The sequence below is a fragment of the Fontibacillus panacisegetis genome (assembly GCF_900102215.1).
In the GTDB taxonomy this organism is placed as follows: domain Bacteria; phylum Bacillota; class Bacilli; order Paenibacillales; family Paenibacillaceae; genus Fontibacillus; species Fontibacillus panacisegetis.
In genome coordinates, this window is sequence record NZ_FNBG01000007.1 from 34,446 (window position 1) to 55,216 (window position 20,771).

Sequence of the window (20,771 nt, forward strand, 5' to 3'; positions counted from 1 at the left end):
GAAATCAACCTTTCGGATTTTGATCTTTAGATCTGGATTTCTTGATCTTGTTTTTCAACTGATCAGATAGTGACTGGAATTGCTCAAGTGACAATTGATTGTAAGTAAAATCGGTTGGACTCTGCTCTGTCTCCTGCTTCGTAGAGCAATGTTCGATAATCGCAAGCAAGTGCTTCCGGAACATAGCAGCAAAGTGCTTCGCTGTTTTCTCGTCATATTGTGACGAGTTATAACCGAAGGTCATTTGAAGTTCACCTTCTGTAACAAATCCGTTAATTTCCCAAACGTACGATCTTGTCATATTTGAGCTGATTTCTTGGCCTGTCGAGATACGGGAGGCGCTGAATTGAGATTCACCATCATTTGTACTATCCATTTCTCCCAAGTAATTAAAAATAATTTCCGGCTGTATCAGCCACTTTGTTGTCAGTTCAATCGGACGCTCATTCGCAGCCAGACGGTCAGTGATATATTTCAAAATACTGTACCCGACCCCTTTATTCGGCACTCTATGAAGCTCATCTTTTGTTGTTTTGATTAGATGGGACAGGTCCTGAGGTTTTTCAATCTCCAGCTTCACAGGATAAATCGAAGTGAACCAGCCAACCGTACGAGTCACGTCAATTTCTTTCATAATGTCTTCGCGGCCATGTCCCTCAAGACTAATCCAGACTTGCTTATGTCCTGCCCACTCGTGTACAGCACATCCGAGAGCAGCAAGCAGAAGATCGTTTATTTCCGTGTTATACGCATGATGCGACTGCTTCAACAGCTTGTCAGTCTGTTCAGCGGTCAGTGTTATCGTTTCCTCACGGCTGTCCCCCACATGACCCAGTGGAGCATTCTTATCCTTAGGCAATGGCTCTGCTGTTCCCTCAGCACGATTGTTCCAATACTCGATTTCACGGCGCAGATTCGAGCTCTTGGCATATTCCTTCAATCTTGCTGCCCATTCCCGGTAGGAATCCGTCTTCTCCGGCAAATTCAGTTCCTCCGGTAAGAGACCTTGAACTGCCTGCTCATACACGGAGCCCAGATCCTCCAGCAAAATGCGCCATGATACTCCATCCACAATAAGATGATGAATCGCAATCAACAGATGATCGCCAGAGCTTGTTTTAAACAGGGCTAGTCTCATAAGTGGGCCGAACTCCAGGTTCATCCCTTCCTGAATATTGCCAGACTCCTGCTCTATTCGTTCCTCAAGCTCCACCTCGGATGGATCAGACCAATCATACACATCCAATAAATAATGATTGGTTCTATGCTCGCCTTGACCCGTGAATTCCAATCCAGCATTGAATGCAGTAAAGCGATCACCTTGATTATGGAACGTCATCCGTAATGCATCATGATGAATCACGAGTTTATCCAGAGCAAGTTTGAGAGCCTCCTCACTCAGTCCCGATTTACTGAACAGCATAACCGACTGATTATAGTGATGAAGATCGGCACTATTTTGCTCAAAAAATCTGCGCTGAATCGGAGTTAACTCGACATTCCCGTTAACCGGTCTCTGATCAATCACCCGCTCAACTGTCTTGATATATTTGCCAAGCATACGAATTTGTGGATATTGGAACAAATCTCTGATCTCCATCTTGTAGCCTCGTCCACCCAAACGCGCAGAAATCTGCAGCGCTTTTATGGAATCGCCACCAAGCTCAAAGAAATTCTGTTCTGTTCCAATTTGTCTGATTCCAAGGACATCCTGCCATAAATCAGCTAGCAATTCCTCCATCTCATTCTCTGGCGCGGTATAAGCTGTTCCCGTCTCCAATTCTCCATCGGGAACAGGCAGCTCCCGCCGATTAACCTTGCCATTTGAGCTGAGCGGCATCCCTTCCAGCACCATGAATCGAGCGGGTACCATGTAGTCTGGGAGCTTTTCCATAAGATGACTTCGGATCTCCGTTACCGTCACCGACAAACCATCATTTATAGTTAGATAAGCACACAGATATTTCAAACCTTGAGAATCCTCTCGAGCGATTACGACAGCTTCCTTAGCTGCCGGGTGACTAAGAATAGCCATCTCAATTTCCCCGAGCTCGATCCGGTAACCGCGTATTTTTACCTGATGGTCTATTCGTCCAAGATACTCAATGTTTCCATCCGGCAGCCAACGCGCTAAATCTCCAGTACGATACATCCTTGCTTCCGAACGGAACGGGATCGGCACAAATTTCTCTGCCGTAAGCTCCGAACGATTCAAATAGCCTCGTGCAAGCTGTACCCCGGCAATACATAATTCACCCGCTACTCCGATTGGCTGTATCGTGCCTCCAGTGCTCATAATATACAGTTCTGTATTGTCGATAGGTCGACCAATAGGAACCTGTCCAATCTGCTCACCAGTAGAGCAATCAAAATAGGAAACATCAATGGTCGCTTCAGTAGGACCGTACAAATTGATCAGCTTGGTCGATCCCTCGCGATACAGCAATTGATTAAATCTTTTTACCTGCTCTATATTTAATGCTTCTCCACTAGCAAACACTTGGCGCAAGCTCGAAAGTGCCTGATTGTCTCCTGCTTCCACGAAGTCCAGAAATGCCGATAGCATAGAAGGAACAAAGTGCATCGTAGTGACTTTGTTACGGGAGATAGCCTCAATAATCACCGCAGGATCTTTTTCCCCGCCAGGCTCAAGGAATACGACCTTAGCTCCTTGGATCGCCCACCAGAATTGCTCCCAGACCGATACATCGAAGGTATACGGTGTTTTCTGCAAAATAACATCCGTTTCTCCAATCGGATACTTTTTCTGCATCCAATGAAGACGATTCACTAACGAGCGATGCTCGATCATAACCCCCTTCGGATTTCCGGTCGTTCCTGAGGTGTAGATAATGTAAGCCAAATCGCCGGGACCAGCAGCAAGCGGTAGATTTTGATCATCACCTGCACACAGCTCCGCTTCATCTACGATCAGCGTGGTCACTTTTCCCTTAGCACTATCACCCTCAGAAGTATCTTGATCCAATATTTGCCCAAGCATAGGTTCAAATCTGCGCTGTGTCAGCAGCACCTCAGTGCCGCTATCCTTCAGCATGTACTTTATACGTTCCTCAGGAATTGAAGGATCAATCGGAAGATAAGCTCCTCCGGCCTTAAGAACTGCCAACAAAGTAACGGCCATCTCCGTGGAGCGTTCAATCATTACAGCAACGATTTGATCCTGCTTCACCCCAAGTAGCTGCAATCTGCGAGCCGCCTGATTCGCCCGTGCGTTCAATTCACCGTATGTCAGCTGTTCTTCGCCATAGGTTACTGCGACCCGATCAGATGCCTCGGCTACCTGAGCCTCAAACATTTCTACTATCGTACTGTCAGGAAAATCGGCTGCCGTATCGTTGAACAAATCGATAATCTGACTTTTTTCTTCTTCTGTAATCATCACAATGTCTGCAAGCCTTACTTCTTTATGTTCGACAACGGCAGTCAATATTTCGATCCAATGATGTGCTAATCTGTGAATCGTTTCTGCTTTGTACAGCTTGGTGCAGTACTCAAAATTCACAAGGAGCTTCTCACCGATCTCTTCAATATTCAGAGAAAGATCAAATTTTGATATACCCGTTGAGAAATCATAAGGTTTAAAACTTACCCCATCGATCTCAATCTGCTTCATTCCGGTATTTTGCAACACGAACATCGTATCAAACAATGGATTTCGACTGGCATCCCGACGAATTTGCAGTTGTTCCAGCAATTCCTCGAACTGATACTCTTGATGTTCAAAAGCTTGCAATGCGTTTTCCTTGACCTCGGCTAAAAACTGGACAAATGTCTTATCATTCTCAGGATAATTGCGCAAGGCAAGTGTATTGACAAACATTCCAATGATGTTTTGAAGATCATTATGCGGTCTTCCCACTACAGGCGTACCAACAATAATGTCATCTTGACCTGTGTATTTATGCAAAATAACATTGTAAGCAGTGAAAAGCACCATAAACAGTGTTGCTCCAGTTTCCGAGCACAGCTTGCGTATCTTCTCGGTCAGATGAGATTCAAGCTCAAAAAACAATTGTTCTCCCTCATAGCTCTGAACGCCAGGCCGCAAGTAATCGGTTGGCATATTCAGCATCGGTATTTCACCACGGAACTGATCTATCCAGAACTCTTCCTGCCGTTTCATCCGCTCCTGCTTAAGGAATTTGTTATGCCATGCGGCATAATCTTTGTATTGAACACGCAGCTCAGGCAGTTCTTCACCTGCATACAGCCTGCTGAACTCCTCAACGAACACTTCAACAGACATACCATCTGTAATGATGTGATGCATATCAACCAGCAACATATGCTTGTCCGGAGCAATCCTGATAAGCTCAGAACGGAGAAGTGGCGCTTCAGCCAGATCGAATGGGCGAACGAACGGAGTAACCACCATCTCAAAAAACTTCTCCGTTTCATTAATAACATCAGGCGCTTGATCTGTTCGATCTGTTAGTTCTGCCTCCACTACTGTAACCGCTATTTCACTTACTGCATCTATATCAAGCTCACTGTATTTAAGCTCAAATGAAACCTCTTTATATACACGTTGTACCGGCTCTCCATCAATCAGCTCAAATGAGGTTCTGAACGATTCATGGCGCTGGATCATCTGATTAAATACTGCTCCCAGCTTCTTCTGATCTATCGGTCCCGTCATCAGCAGTGCTGCACACATGTTGTATGCCGTGCCTTCTGTATCTAGTTGATGAATGACGAACAAGCGCTTCTGAGCAGAGGAAACTGGATAAAACATATTTTCCTCAACTGGCTCGATCAAAGTGTATTCGCTTTTTTCCGATAGCAGGATCATTTCTGAGAGTTGACGAATCGTCGGTCTTGTGAACACATCTCGCAGCGCTAGCTCAGTCTTAAATTCCTTTGCTACATGATTCAACAGCAGCATGGAGCTTAGTGAGTGTCCACCTAATTCAAAGAAATGATCATCAATTCCGACTCGAGAGATTCCTAATACCTCCTGCCAGATTCTTGCCAGAATTGCCTCTGTTGCATTACGTGGTGCAATATATGGCGACGATGTCGCTGGATCTCCCTCCGGCTTCGGCAATGCCTTACGATTGACTTTGCCGTTAGGAGTAAGCGGAATTTCATCCAATTGCATGAACTGGGCAGGAACCATGAAATCAGGCAATTTTTCGGCCAATGTTTTTCGTAGTGCAGCATGATCGAGAAGGTGTCCACTATTAGCAACCAGGTAGGCACACAAGTATTTATGCCCATTGCCATCCATTCGGTCGGTTACAACTGCCTGTTTAACCTGTTCGAATTTCAGCAACGCCGTTTCGATCTCACCAAGCTCTACCCGATAACCTCTGATCTTCACCTGAAAATCAAGGCGCCCCACAAAATCAACCTGTCCGTCCGGTAACCATCTTGCTAAATCACCAGTGCGATACATCATAACGCCAGATTCAAATGGACATTCCACGAACTTCTCAGCCGTCAACTCCATGCGTCCAAAATAGCCACGGGCAACCCCGGCGCCCGCAATACATAACTCACCAAGCACGCCGATAGGAACGGGCTGAAGCTTCTCATCCACGATATAGAATCGTTGATTACTCAACGGCCGTCCGATCGGAACATTACCCGCATCAGGAAGCTCATCAACCGCCGGCTCGTAATAACTTGAGTCAATGGACGCTTCAGTTACTCCGTAAGTACTCATGATGCGCATACGTCCGTTGAATTTTTCGAGCAAATCGCGGTAATCCTTTACACTACAGCTGTCTGAACCCGTAATTAATAGTTTGAGAGAGCTGATATCAAGATCATTCTCGTAAATGTATTTCATCAATGGAATGACCAGTACCGGCGTCGATTCCAATACCGTAATCTTGTGCTGTACAATATAACGCGCAATTGCAGACGGATCGATCCTTACCTCCTGCGGAGTAATGACCAGCGTCCCCCCATTCAAGAAGGTCCGCGCCAAATCGCCCGCAAATACGTCGAAGGAGTAGCTCGCCAACTGCAGCAGCTTCACATCGAAATCACAGAGCCGGTGATCATAACGGAAGCTCCAGCCTGTATTCACAAAGCTTCGGTGCTCAATCATAACGCCCTTGGCATTCCCTGTCGTGCCTGATGTATAAATGACATAAATCAAATCTGTTATTTCACTAACATGTTCAAGGTCTGAGACGTTGAGTAGATGAGCGTCTTCCTGAAGCTCTTGCTCCCTTTCACTTAACCACTGCATCCATTTGTCGCTTTCGCCAGACAATAGAGTCACATCAATATTTACTCCATCAAAAGGCCCCTCAAGCAGACCGCTCTGAGACAAAAGAATTCCCGCTTTACTATCGGAGAGCATATATGCAATCCGTTCCTGCGGATACGACGGATCGATTGGCAGATATGCTCCGCCCGCTTTCATTACTGCTAAAGCAGCTACGACCATTGCAGCTGAACGCTCAATCAGAATGGCGACAATATTCTCGCGTCCTACACCTCGGTATCTAAGCAGTCTGGCCAGCACATTCGCACGCTCGTTCAGCTCACGATACGATAGAGTCACTCCTTCGAACACGACTGCAGCACGATCTGGCGTTTGAGCAGCTTGTGCTTCGAACAATCTGTGGAAGGTATCCTCTGTTCGTTCAGCTACAGATCCGGCGAACACGTTCAATAACTGATTTCTTTCTTCAACAGTTAGCAAGTCAAATTCAGTTACTGACATTTCCGGCTTAACCGATGCCTGAGTAAGGACTGAGTGCAAATGGCCCTTAACTCTTTCAACTGCTTCTGCTGAATACACATTTTGGTTGTACGAAAGTGTTACTGTTAATCGTGGTCCCGTTTCTACACTTAAGTTAAAATCGTAATTCGTCTGTTCGGATACACTAGCCTCTTTAATATCAAAGCCCAGATCGAAATCGACGGAATAAGCTACTTCTTCCAATGGATAATTCTCGAAAACGACTATATGATCAAAAAGCTGTTGCTTTAATACGGATTGAGCCTGGATATCAACTAATGGGCAATAATGATTACTTTGCGACAGTAATGATTCCTGCTGCAGCTTTTTCATTAGCTCGGCAAAGGTCTCTGTGTCAGACAGCTTCACCCTCACTGGAACAGTGTTAATGAATAGTCCCACCATCCGTTCTACCCCAGGAACTTCCGACGGCCGACCGGAAACCACATTACCAAAAACAACATCATCAGTCCCGTTGTACCTTCCCAGCACGAGCCCCCACGCAGCTAAAAACAGATTGCTAAACGTAACCGTGTGACGATCCGCTGCTGCCTTCAGCAGAGCTGTCTCAGATTCACTAAAGGTCAGGCTTAATTCACCATAACTGTATTCCTCTAGCTTTCTGTTCCTGTTAGAAGGTGAAGGAATGGTCGCCAGTTCTTCATATTCAGATAAATAGGATCTCCAGTATTGCAGTGATTCCTCTATTGGCTGCTCATCAAGCCATTGAATATAGCGGCTGTACGGATAGGCTTCCGGCAGCTCAAGCGTTTTTCCATTGCGTAAAAACCGATAATAATTAAACCATTCGTCCATGACGATGCCGATACACCAGCCATCCATCAAAATATGATGGTAGCTCCACACAATATGGTAGTTGTCTTCACCCGTGCGAAGTACGCAGAGCCGCATCAAAGAATCACTGGACAGATCAAATCCTTTCTTTTGATCCTCTGCTTCATAACGAGCAATATATGAATGCTGTTCAGATTCGGTCAAGCTGCTGATATCTTCGTAATGCAACCCGACACTACGATCCCTGAATACAGCCTGAACAGTCTCACTCGTTAAGCCAGTGATAAAGCTTGTCCGCAGTACTTCATGTCGCTGTACCAAATGATTAAAGCTACTGATAAATGTTTCCGGGTCAAAATTTCCAGTAACACCCAGCTTCATTTGCTCGAAGTAGAAACCAGACTCCGGATCCATCAGGTAATGGAACATCATACCTTTCTGCATTGGCGTCAGCATGTATACGTTCTCTAGCTCACCGATATGCACTGTTTGTGCTACCAAGAGATCGAGCTCATCCACTGACAGTCCTTTCATTGCAACATCGCTCGGTGTCAATTCAGGATGCTCCTGTGCTGCGCAATACATCAGAATCTCATGGAGATTGTTCTGCATCTCACTGCCAAACCGTTCTATGGTTTCCCGATAATAGTGCTGTTTGCTGTAGGCAATTGTCAGCGTAAACTGCCCGCCGGTAATTATTCCGTTCAGATCAAGAGCATGCTCAATAGGTGCATTTGTGCTAACAGTCTCTCCAGTCCCGAAATTGGACTCCTTTAATCCGCTTCCCTCAAAATCCTGATCAAATTGCCCTAAATAGTTGAAGCTGATTTCAGGATCAGATGCGACTTCAGCTCTTTTTGATCGTTCACTAGAATACTTCCAAATACCATACCCGATTCCTTTTCTAGGTATCGCTCGCAGCATTTCCTTTGTCCGTTTGATGTATTGACCCAGATCATGATCACTTTCACCGGAGCCCTCAAGAATGACCGGGTACATGCTTGTAAACCAACCTATCGTACGAGTGATATCAACATCCGGAATAATCTCCTCGCGCCCGTGTCCCTCCAAATTAACCCTTACACGTTCCAGACCTGACCAGGACGTTAAAGCTCGACCTAAAGCAGCCAGCAACAGATCATTTACTTCCGTGTTATAAGCGCGATGCGCATGCTTCAATAGCAGCTCCGTTTCTTCTTTTGACCAAATGAGTGTCAACAAATCCGTGCTGCTATTGAGCGGCTGATCATACTGCATATCCCGCGGCAACGGACTGAAAGCACTGGATTCCATCCCCTCCCAGTATTTTGCTTCAGCAGCCGCCTCCTGACTGCTGGCATAATCCTCGAGCTTTGCTGCCCACAGCTGGAATGAGTCCGATTTGTGCGGCAGACGGATTGACTGTCCATTTAATGCCTGGGCATAAGCGGTTCCCAAATCCTCGAACAAAATCCTCCAGGAAACTCCGTCCACGGCAAGATGGTGAATGGCTATCAACAAATGGTCGCCGTCATGGCATCGAAATAAGCCCAGCTTAACAAGCGGTCCATCCGTCAGATTTATTGTGCTTTGAATCCGGGTAGCATTCTCTTTAATAGTTTCAGCCAATTGATCCTTATCACAGATTGCCTCGAGATCAATAACTTCCAGAGTATAGGAATCCCCTTCATTCACACTGCGATTCAACGCCTTATAGTCTCCTTCAGTCCCACGAAGCACAAGTCTTAACGCATCATGATGAACTGTAATTGCAGACATCGCTGCTTTCAAAGCTTCAATATCAAAACGTTCCTCACGGTGCAAAACAACTGCTTGATTATAGTGGTGGTTATCCACGTTCTTCTGTTGCGCAAACCATGCAAGAACAGGCGACAGCTTGACTTCCCCTGTTACTTCCCCCTGATTCGCTCTTTTAGTTACAGCACGAATGTATGGGCTAAGCGAGGCAATCGTTGGGAACTGGAATAAATCCCTCATTTCCAACTTAAAACCAGCCTGTAACAAACGGGAGATAACCTGTAGTGACTTAATAGAGTCGCCGCCCATTTCAAAGAAATTATCATTGATTCCGATGGTTAGCATGCCAAGAACAGACTGCCACACACGTGCCAATGCTTCTTCCACCTGATTGCGAGGCGCAACATATTCCGCAGCAGACATCATAGGCCCTGTCGGCACAGGCAGCGCTTTACGATCCAGCTTTCCATTTGGTGTCAAGGGTAGACGATCTAAGCTAATAAAATACGCAGGAACCATATAATTAGGGACCTGATTAGCCAGCTCTTCACGAAGCGCCGAAAGTATCGTCTCGTCATAGCCTGAATTGAGCACAATGTAAGCACATAAATAATTGCCGCCAGTATCGTCTGATCGAGCTATCACAATCGCTTCGTGAACCTGTTCCAAATCAACAATTCTTGTTTCGATTTCACCGAGCTCAATGCGGTAGCCTCTAATCTTGACCTGGTGATCCATTCGCCCAATAAAATCAACATTCCCATCTACCATCCAGCGGGCAAGGTCGCCAGTCCGATACAGTCTTTCACCCGGTATGAACGGATTTGCTATAAACTTCTCAGCGTCCAGCTCTGGTCGATTCAAATAACCTCTGGCTACACCTGGTCCACCAATACATAATTCACCAGGGACCCCGACAGGAACCGGGTTAAGTGACGAATCAAGAATATAGAACCGTGCATTTACCGTAGCCTTGCCAATAGGCACGCTGCCTGTCTGTGACAGACGATCCATCGGTTCATCATATAAGCTGGAATCAATAGCCGCCTCAGTAACGCCATAACTGTTAATAATGCGCATTGATGCTTCAAATCTTTGTTTTAACATGCGGTAATCTCCAACACTGAAAGCATCAGAGCCTACAATAAGCAATTCCAACGAATCAATCTCAAGTCCCTGCTCAGCAATGTAATTCATAAAAGGTACAACAAGAGCCGGTGGTGATTCGAACAAGGTGATTTTCCAATCGTGAATCCAGTCATACAGACGTGTTGGATCAATCCGGTCTTCTTTTGGACAAATGACCATCGTTCCGCCATTAAATAAAGCTCTAGCAATATCTCCTATGGACACGTCAAAAGAGAAGCTCGCTAATTGCAGCAATCTTACCGGGAATTCATTCAAACGATATTCTCTTCTGTTGCCGTAGGCCGTGTTAACGAGGCTTCGATGCTCGACCATGACCCCTTTTGGTCGTCCAGTCGTTCCTGATGTATAGATCACGTAAGCGAGATCATGCCCTTCATTACGGTTAGGCAACGGGGAATCATCATTATCATATGCCTTGATATCATCAAGACAAATGATTGAAGCAGATGTTTTATCCTGCTGCTGAGTCAAGGCTGCAACACGTTCAGTTAACCAAGATTGCGTGATCAACACTTTGGCGCCGCTATCCGCCAGCATGAACTGAATCCTGTCTTCCGGATATTCAGGATCAATCGGAACATAAGCTCCCCCAGACTTCCACACAGCAAGAATAGCAATAACCATTTCTACCGAGCGGTCTGCCAAAATCCCAACTATGGATTCGCGTCCAATTCCAGCCGAAATCAATGATCGTGCCAGTCTATTAGCGGTATTATCGAGCTCGCGATAGGTCAGCTGCTTATCCAGATATACGACCGCTGTATGATCCGGTGTTTTTGCAGCCTGCGCCTCAATGAAAGTATGGAATGGCACATCTATTTCATCTGTTCTTGTATATACATCAAATTGCTCAATCAACTGCTTTCTCTCACCTGTAGTTAGCAAATTCAACTGAGTCAAAGCAGCGTCTGGATGTAAAATAATGTCCGCCAGCAATTCAAGATAATGTCCAGATATCCGTTCGATGGTTGATCGCTTCCACAGATGTTCAGCATACTCAAGCTTGAAAATCAGCCTGTTATCGTATTCCATCGCCTCTAGAGACAGATCGAACATTGAAATATTTTTCTTAGCCTCCTCCACGGTACAGAGCAGGTCACCCATTTGGAAGGTATCCGGGTCATTCACATAACTGAACATCGTATCGAACAGTGGATTTCGACTTAGATCCCTTGGAATATTAAGACTTTCTACCAAAGCTTCAAATGGATAATTTTGGTTTTCGAATGCAGACAATGCTGTCAGCTTCACCTGTTCCAGCAGCTTACGGAAGCTCATAGCTTCATGAATAGAACAACGCAAAGCCAACGTATTGATAAATACGCCGATCATGTTTTCACTATCTGGGTGATTTCGTCCGGCAACCGGAGTTCCGACGACTATTTCCTCCTGCTTGTTATATTTATGGAGAAGAGCGAAATACGCGGCTAACAGCACCATATACATCGTCGCTCCACTGTCCTTGGCCAGCTGCTGCAGGTGCTCCTTCAACTCGCTTGTGACTGAAAAAAACAGAAGATTGCCTTTAAAACTTTGTACTGCTGGTCGGGAATAATCATAAGGAAGCTCTAACACAGTTGCCCCGTTTTTGAACTGATCAAGCCAATAGCTCTCCTGAGAGGCGTAAGCTTCTGTGTTCATCCACTCTTGATGCCAAGCCGAGTAGTCCTTATACTGTACGCGTAGATCAGAAAGCTCTTTTCCTTCATACAAATCCGCAAATTCCTGAAGGATCGTCTGAACCGAAATTCCATCCCCAATAATATGATGCATATCAAGAAGCAGCGTATGGTTTTGCTCGTTTTCTCGCATTAATCCTACGCGAATGAGTGGAGCCACGTCTAAATCAAATGGTTGAATAAAGGCTTCTATCGCAGCTTCCGGTGAATGTTCATCGCTGGCGATGTCTTCAATAGAGAACATGACATGATCTGTAATACGCTGCATTAACCCGCCTTCAGTCTCTATAAATGAGGTGCGCATTGCCTCGTGGCGCTGTACAAGGGTTGCAAAAGCCTTCTCCAGTCTCCGCCTGTCTAGTGGTCCCTTCAATTTCAACATACCTGATATGTTATAGGTGACTCCGTGTCCTTCGAATTGATGCATGACGTACATACGTTTTTGTGCAGAAGACACCGGGTAGAACTCCTGTTTACTTATCGGAGCTATTTCGCTGTACATTGTTGCACCTGTTCCAAGCTGCTCTCCAATATACTTTGCAATTTCGCGCACATTCGGGGTATCAAAAATCAGCCTTAACGGAACTGTCACGCCAATTTCCTTGGAAATACGGGATAGGAGAACCATGGCCTGCAGGGAATGACCACCAAGAGCAAAAAAATCGTCCAACGCTCCAATTCCACTCGTATTCAAAACTTCCTGCCATATTTCAGCCAGTTGAATTTCCAGTTCTCCTCTAGGTGCGACATATTCCAGGACAGGCTGGATTAGTTCAGCTGGATCTGGCAAAGAAGCATAGTCTATTTCACCATTTGATGTACGTGGTAACTGATCCATTACGATGATCCGTTTAGGCAGAGCATAACTCGGTACATTTTCCATCCAAATCGCCTTCAACATAACTGGATCTGGATTAGCCGAATTGGTTAAAGATTCAACAAATACCGTCAAGCCAGCATTTGTCTCCTCTTCGTAATACACAGCCGCACAACCTGATATGGGAGAAACCTCAAGTAGTGTCTGCTCTAATTGATCTAGACTAACATCATAATGTTGAATGCAAGCGATCCGATCACTATAACCCCATACTTTCAAACCGTCTTCAGGCGTACAAATAGCCAGTTCTCCGGTTCTGTTCCAAGTTTCAGAAATTTGATTACGGACAAATACTTCTCCAACTGTGCCTAGAGGCGCAGGCTGGAAATAGGAGTCCATAACACATACTTCCATCTCCTGTCTCTCCCAAATTGTAGACAACTGCTTCCGTTGTTCATTCGTCAGAAGCGACAATTCTCCAATCAGCGTGTGGTCAGGATTTACGACAACTAGAGTACGCAATAAATGAATGTAGCTTTCTACCCACAAGCTCATGATTTCAGGTCGAATGATATCAGGTCGGAAATCAAAATCCAGTCTCATTCCATCCTTCACTTCCAGTACATTCAAAAACAGATCATAGTTCACATACTGTACCGGATTTGCAAGCAGCTCCGTCTCCAGCTCATAAAATCTTAGTTTCCGAAGCGGTCTATCCATATTAAATAAAATGTTTAACATAGGAAGATGTGCCAGTTGCTCACTAACATATGAGAAAGGATACGCTTGATATCGATCCAACGTAGCCATAGTCCCTTTTACCCCGGAAAAGAACTCCTCTACAGTTTCATTACCTTCTAGTTCTGTAATCGCTGGAAGCAGATTAACGCAATTTCCTGTCATAGAATAGTTGCCCGTCTGCGCCTGGCCAGCTGTTGGGATACCAATAACAAAATGTTTTCGGGTAGTTAGTCGGTGGTGAAACAACTGGAAGGAGCCCAGCATTGTCACAAACAGGCTGTTTTTGAACCTGATGCTAAGCTCCTTTAATTTAGCCGTTAGCACCGGATCGATCATTTGTGTAATCCGCTCGCCTCGGAACGACGGTTTGGACAGTTTTCCGCTGGATGGAAATTGAAGCGCCGGGATTGGTTTGTCCAGCTTGCTTTCCCAATATTGAACCGTCTCCACCATCCCGGCTGAGGTGTTCTGCTTCTCCTGCCAGCCTAAAAAACTACTAAATTGCGCGGGAGTAGGGAGAGACCATGTCTCTCCCTTGCACAGCGCAGAGTATACCTGCTCCAATTCCATAACAAATACGCTGATGGACCAGCCGTCCAGAACAATATGATGCATTGTTATTACGGTGATTACCTCTCCTGCTGCAAATTGCAGCAGCTGTATCCGAAACAACGGAGATCGTGAATCAAGAACAAATGGACGACCCGCTTCTTCCTTCATCCATTGCTGAACCCACGCTTCTTTTTCTTCACCATTTCTGATAGAGCAGTCTGTGAGCGGAAGATTAACTTGTATGGAGGGCAATATAATCTGACATTCTCCGGTTTCATCAATGACTGTTCTAAGAGCCTCATGTCGTTCAGTGAGTATTGTTACTGCCTCTTGCAGCTTGTCTGCCTGCAATCGACCGATCATCTTGAGCGCAGCTGTCTGATTGAACGCTGCATTCGCCTCTGCTGAAGCTTGTGAAGCGATCCACATCTGCTTCTGTTCACTGGATACGCCGATTTGCTTTTCAACCTGTCCCTTGGGTCCATTGGGTCCATTAGGCCCATTGGGATTGGGAGGCTGTGGCAAAAAGCCACCTTCTCTTAGCTCCTCAACCGATTCTTTTACGGCCGTAATGATCCGTTCAACATCCTCATCGGAATGAGCTGTTGAGAGGAAGCAATTACGTCCTTCCCAAACATAAATACCTTTATCAAGCAAGTGGTAGTAGAATAACTCTAAATCGCCTTTCAGCACGAAGCGGAACAACGAACCAAAGTGAACCATCTTGATCGGCACCTGCTCGGATTCGAAATAGCTGTTTAACCTGCTTACTAGTGAAGCCGTCCGTTGATTCAACTCTTCATGCAGTTTACCGCCATTATTGTTAATTTCATTTAAGACGGCCAATGCTGCTGTCATAGCAAGTGGATGGTGACAGAAAGTACCTGCCACAAAAACCCTGCGATTCTCGTTCTGTGGATAGGAATCATCCCCAAACCGCCACGTACCACCATCGATCGAATCCATAAAGTAGGACTTTCCAGCGACTACACCGATTGGAAGCCCTCCACCAATAACTTTTCCATAGGTAACCAGATCCGCAGAAATCCCGAACCAGGCCTGTGCTCCCCCTGGATGAATACGGAAGCCCGTAATCACCTCATCAAATATCAAAGCTGTGCCAGATGCCTCTGTGATCGCACGAATTTCTGTCAAAAATTCCTTCGGCTGCAAATCAGGTCTACGGCTCTGTACTGGTTCTACCAGAACGGCCGCCAATTCATGTGCATGAGTGCGAATGTATTCAAGTGACTGTTTAGATCCATAGTTCAGTACAACAATATCTTTTACCATATTAGGCAATGTTCCAGGCGCCATCTGAATCGCTTGATGGTTTTGTCCAGCCAGAGCCAACACTCCGTCATAAGTACCGTGATAAGATCCTGCAAAAATAACGACCTTGGACCGTCCCGTACCTGCCCTGGCCAGTCGCAAAGCGACCATAATAGCTTCTGTCCCCGAATTGTAAAACGCTACACGTTCAACCCCCGTCATATTACATATAGCTTCAGCTACATTTCCGGCCAAGTTGGACATGGGTCCCACACACATACCGTTATCAAGCTCTTTATGAAGCACATCCTTTATAAACAAAGGCTTATGACCAAATAAATTAACTCCAAAACCCATGGTTAGATCAATATATTCATTTCCATCGAGATCCCACATCCTGGAGCCTTCAGCTCTCTCGGAAATGATCTGATACACCATCTCCTTCAAAACAGGTCGAAACCCTGCAACGTTACGGTTATTCGCATAGACATCACGATACTGCTGAGTGTATTCTTTAGTCTTTATCGTTTTCGAAGTGTAGCTTTCCATTAATTTCTGTATATGTCGTTCCTGTCTGTCGGTCAATTGTTCTTTAGCTTTGACATCAATTTGACGGTATGGCTGAAAGGGCCTCCCTCCGTCTCCATCCTTTATCTCAGTTGGAATGATCTCAGGTGGAGATTGCACTAATGTCGCATTTGCTGAATGATTGGACTCACTCTTGAGTTCTTCAGTCGATGCCACAAATCGTTCAGACACTCTTGCACCCTCAACCGGCTTATTTTGTAGTAAATCAAGCTGCCGTGACATAAGATGAAGTTGCTCTACTACAATTTGTTCTACCGACGAGCCTCCGATAGGCTGAGTAAAATTGGCTCGCTCCGACACTGGAAGAACCGATGGATTCGACAATCCGCTATTCGCTACTGCATAACTTGCAACAGGCTGCAGCTCACGCTGATTTTGCTCCAATCCGGCAGTACTAACTACTCCCATGTCACCATTCACTTTGACTAGAGCTGGAACGATTTCCTGTTCCGGGAGCTGTGCCTGGACATACGCTGCCAAATTATTAATCGATGTCAACGATTCAAAGAAAACATTCATTGGAATTTCCAAATGGAAGGTATCCTTAATATTCTGACTCACTTGCATTAAATTGATAGAATCCAGACCCATTTCCAGAAAGTGCGTGTGATCATCAATTTCACTAAGCTCTAAGTGCGAAACATTTTGAATCATCTGCTTAAGTGTCTGAAGTACGTATTCACTCTGTTCATTACGCTCAGCTTTTGTCATTTGATTAACACTCATGGCGATCTCAGGCTCCCTCGTCAATGTATACTGCTCGTTCGTGCCAATTGATATGGTATTGGAAGATTCAACAATATAGTCAATCCAACAGCGTCTTCGCTCAAAAGGATAGGTCGGAAGAGGAATACGTTTATTTTCCCCTTTTCGATATAGAGCCTTCCAATTCACCCGAGCGCCCTGGACATACAACTCACAAAGCTTACTAAGCTTATCTATCATGTCTGAAGACTCTAGCACTCTAGCAATCTTCAATTCATTCACAGCCTCTATTAATTCAGAGGTTCGTTCACTTAATACCTCAATCTCCTGCCGGGTCAAGACGCCATCAGACTTACTCTGGTTTGTATCAGAAGTTACCCGATGCACCCCGGCAAATACGCAAGAACCGGATGGCCCGGATGTGTTCAACTGAAGCAATTGTTCTCGCAGCTCATCAGGATTCGAAGCAATTATCGCTATCCGATGCGGCCAATGCACTCTTCCAGTTGAAGCTGTATAACATATATCGCTTAGCGCCAGTTCCTTTAGATCATGGCGATTCAGCATTTGAACGTATCCTTTAGCCAGTTCTTTCAAAGCAGCTTCAGATTTTGCTGACAACGTGAAAATACACGGAGCGTCTGCCACTGAATCTGCAATTTTCGGAGCTACATACTCTTCAACAATCACATGACAGTTCGTCCCACTAAAGCCAAATGAACTGATCCCACAGCGGCGAGGCACTCCGTCCTGCGTCTTCCATGGCGATAGCTTCGTATTCAAATAAACCGGTGATTCCTCAAAAGCGATGTTGCGATTCGGCTTTTCAAAATGGACTAACGGCGGAATTTGTTTATGCTTCAATGCCATTACGGTCTTTAAAAGACTTGCCACGCCGGCAGCCTCATACAGATGACCGATGTTTGTTTTTACTGACCCTATCCCGACAAAATTCTTCTTCGTAACATTCTTGCGACGGAACGCTTTCGTAATACCATCAATTTCTATCGGATCACCAAGCTTTGTGCCAGTACCATGCGCCTCAATATAGCTAATTGTCTTCGGATCAATCTGTGCATCCTTCCAAGCCTGTAAAATCACATCCGTCTGCGCCGAAGCATTAGGAGCAGATATGCCCACTGTGCTTCCATCTTGGTTAATTGCACTCCCTTTAATCACTGCATAGATATTATCCCCATCTAACTCAGCCTGACTGAGACGTTTCAGCATGACAGCGCCAACGCCCTCACCCCAACCGGTTCCATCCGAGCTGTCGTCGAAAGCACGCGCCCGATCATCTGACGATTCCATGCCAATACCTGCCTTGATTGGAAGCAGTATCGTCTTTACTCCACCCGCAATCGCCATTTCACAATCTCCATTGCGTATGGCCTGACAAGCCAGATGAACCGCTACAAGCGATGATGAGCAAGCCGTATCAACAGTTATTGCAGGTCCCTTTAAATCAAGCAAATAAGAGATACGACTCGGAATAATCGACGATAGATTACCTATCGCGAAGTTGGGCAGCTGACCCGGGCTTACTTCTGTTAGCAACCGTTCGTACTCGAAGCTCGATTTGGAAAAACCGACATACACACCTACCCTGCTGCCTTTCAAATGCTCTCCACTATAACCTGCATCTTCAAGCGTGCTCCAGGCTGTCTGTAGAAATAAACGCTGGTTTGGATCCATCAGACTGGCTTCCTTAGGTGTCACCTTGAAAAATCCACAATCAAACTTGTCGATTTCATCCAGATAACCGCCTTCTACAAAACGAATCTCACGGCCCTGCATATTGATATTTGATAGATAATGATTTACATCTTGCTGTCGCTGAGCATTTATACCTCGAATACAGTCCCTGCCTTCAGCCAAGTTGCTCCAGTATTCTTCTAAGTGATTGGCCATTGGATACTTACCTGAAATCCCGATAATGGCGATATCTCTATCCTTCGAACCGTCGCTCTTCACATCAGAGGAGGCTTCTTCAGTCGATTCCTTGTCATTGGTGTCTCCCTCTGCAATAAATTGTGCTAATCTCGCAATGTTCGGATAAGAGAACAAATCAGAGATGCTGATCGGTACACCAAATTCTTTTTCAATCTGCTCGGCAATCTGAACAAGCTGAAGTGAGCTAGCACCAATATCAAAATAGCTATCTTCAGTTCCGATCCCTTCAACATGAAGCAATTGCTTACAGATGCTCAACAACTTCTCTTCAACTTTGTTTCTTGGAAGTACTGAACGCCTCTCCTCCCATTCTTGCTGGTACAGCTTGCTGAGAGAATCCAGCATCCCAGAGTACTTACCTTCTTCAAACTCTCGAGCCAGCTTGTATCTCTGCACCTTGCCGCTCGTCGTCTTGGGAATCCGTCGTATAGGTACAATATCCTTAATGTCCCAACCGCCAAAGGAGTTCAAATGGTGCTTTAACCGTTTGCTGATTGGCAGAAATAAATCAAGTGATTTCGTATGAGTAACAAAGACGACAATATCATCCTTTTGAGTCAGCTTATTATAGGCCCCGCATGCAGCTACCTTTCCTAGATCCACTCCGTCTACCTGCTCGGCAACACGTTCGATGTCATGAGGGTATACGTTCTGACCGTTTACAAAAATGATGTCCTTTTCCCGCCCTGTAACAATAAGTTCGCCATCTCGCATAAAGCCCAAATCACCAGTGATTACCCAACCATCAGGTGTAAAAGCTTTGGCAGTAGCCTCCGGATTGTTGTAATACCCGGACATGACGTTCAAGCCCGTTATTTGAATACGACCAATGACATTATCCGGGACAGGTTGATTGTCCGAGTCACAAACGCGCACTTGGCAATCATTTATTGGAAAACCAACTTTAACGAATGTAATGGTTTGATTACTTGCTTCCTCAAGTTCTACCACCTGATCGCCTATATTCATGAACTTGCGCTGTAAATGCAGCCGTACAAATTCCTTTGTCGACCTCTCTATAGTGACGCCAACAGAGGCCTCTGCTAAGCCGTAAACCGTATGCATGGCGCTTCGTTTAAGACCATATTTGCCCATTTCATCGAGGAATACATCGCATAATTCCGCTGATATCGGCTCCGCACCGTTATATATAAACTTTACATGTGATAAATCCCAATCTGATGCTGCTTCAGGTTTGAACTGCCCTAGTAAAAATTTGTAACCAAAATTTGGAGAACTTAAATGTGTAATTTGATATTCTGATGCCTTCTTTAGCCAAATTGAGGGTCTGCGAATAAATAGTGAGGTCGGCATAATATATTGTTGGATATTTGCCCATAAACTTTTTAAGTGGAAGCCGATCATTCCCATATCATGTGTAAGCGGCATCCATGAAATGTAGGAATCGTCGGGAAGTACGCGAGCGGCATTAGCTATGGCCCTGATGTTAGCTATCAGGTTCCCGTGCGTCAGCATTACACCTTTGGGGTCGCCTGTTGAGCCGGAAGAAAATTGTATGAAGGCCAAATCATCAGGATTGGCATAATGGATCGCTCCACTTGCTTCAGCCAAGCTTGCATTCAATTCATCGATTATTAATGTTCTCTTTGTTATCTCGTCAATCTTCTGTCCTTGTTGATCTGTCTCAATCTCTTGCACAAATTTATTCAGATGCTCGAATGCTTTTCTTTCTGTAACCATGCAAGGATTTGATAGTATATTCCATATTTTCAGGAGTTTCATCCGGTGCTCATCATTATTGCCAATGCTGACCGGAACAGGAACAATTCCACCCAGTATAGCTCCCCAGAACACGTGCATGAAATTCCGATTATCTTCAATCTGTAAAATCAATTCATCTCCAGGCTTGATTCCTTTGGCCTGAAGATGGTGCAGCACCTTCAACGCCTGTTGATACAGCTCTCCATAAGGCTCATATAGCTCATCTTTGTCACCTGAAATAAAGGTAACGCCCTTATTGCCGAACCGGGCTCTGTTTTGCAGCAATTCTATTAACGTTGATACTTCTTTCATTCCTCTTTCCCCCTGCAATAGGATTTAA

1 protein-coding gene is annotated in these 20,771 nt (G+C 45.3%); it reads right to left on the reverse strand.

What is annotated here, in order from left to right; genetic code table 11:
* Positions 1 to 4: 4 nt before the first annotated feature.
* Positions 5 to 20,743 carry a non-ribosomal peptide synthetase gene (locus tag BLS49_RS08190; RefSeq protein WP_091228263.1) on the reverse strand — a complete coding sequence of 6,913 codons (20,739 nt, stop codon included), beginning with the start codon at positions 20,741 to 20,743 and terminating at the stop codon, positions 5 to 7.
* Positions 20,744 to 20,771: the final 28 nt, after the last annotated feature.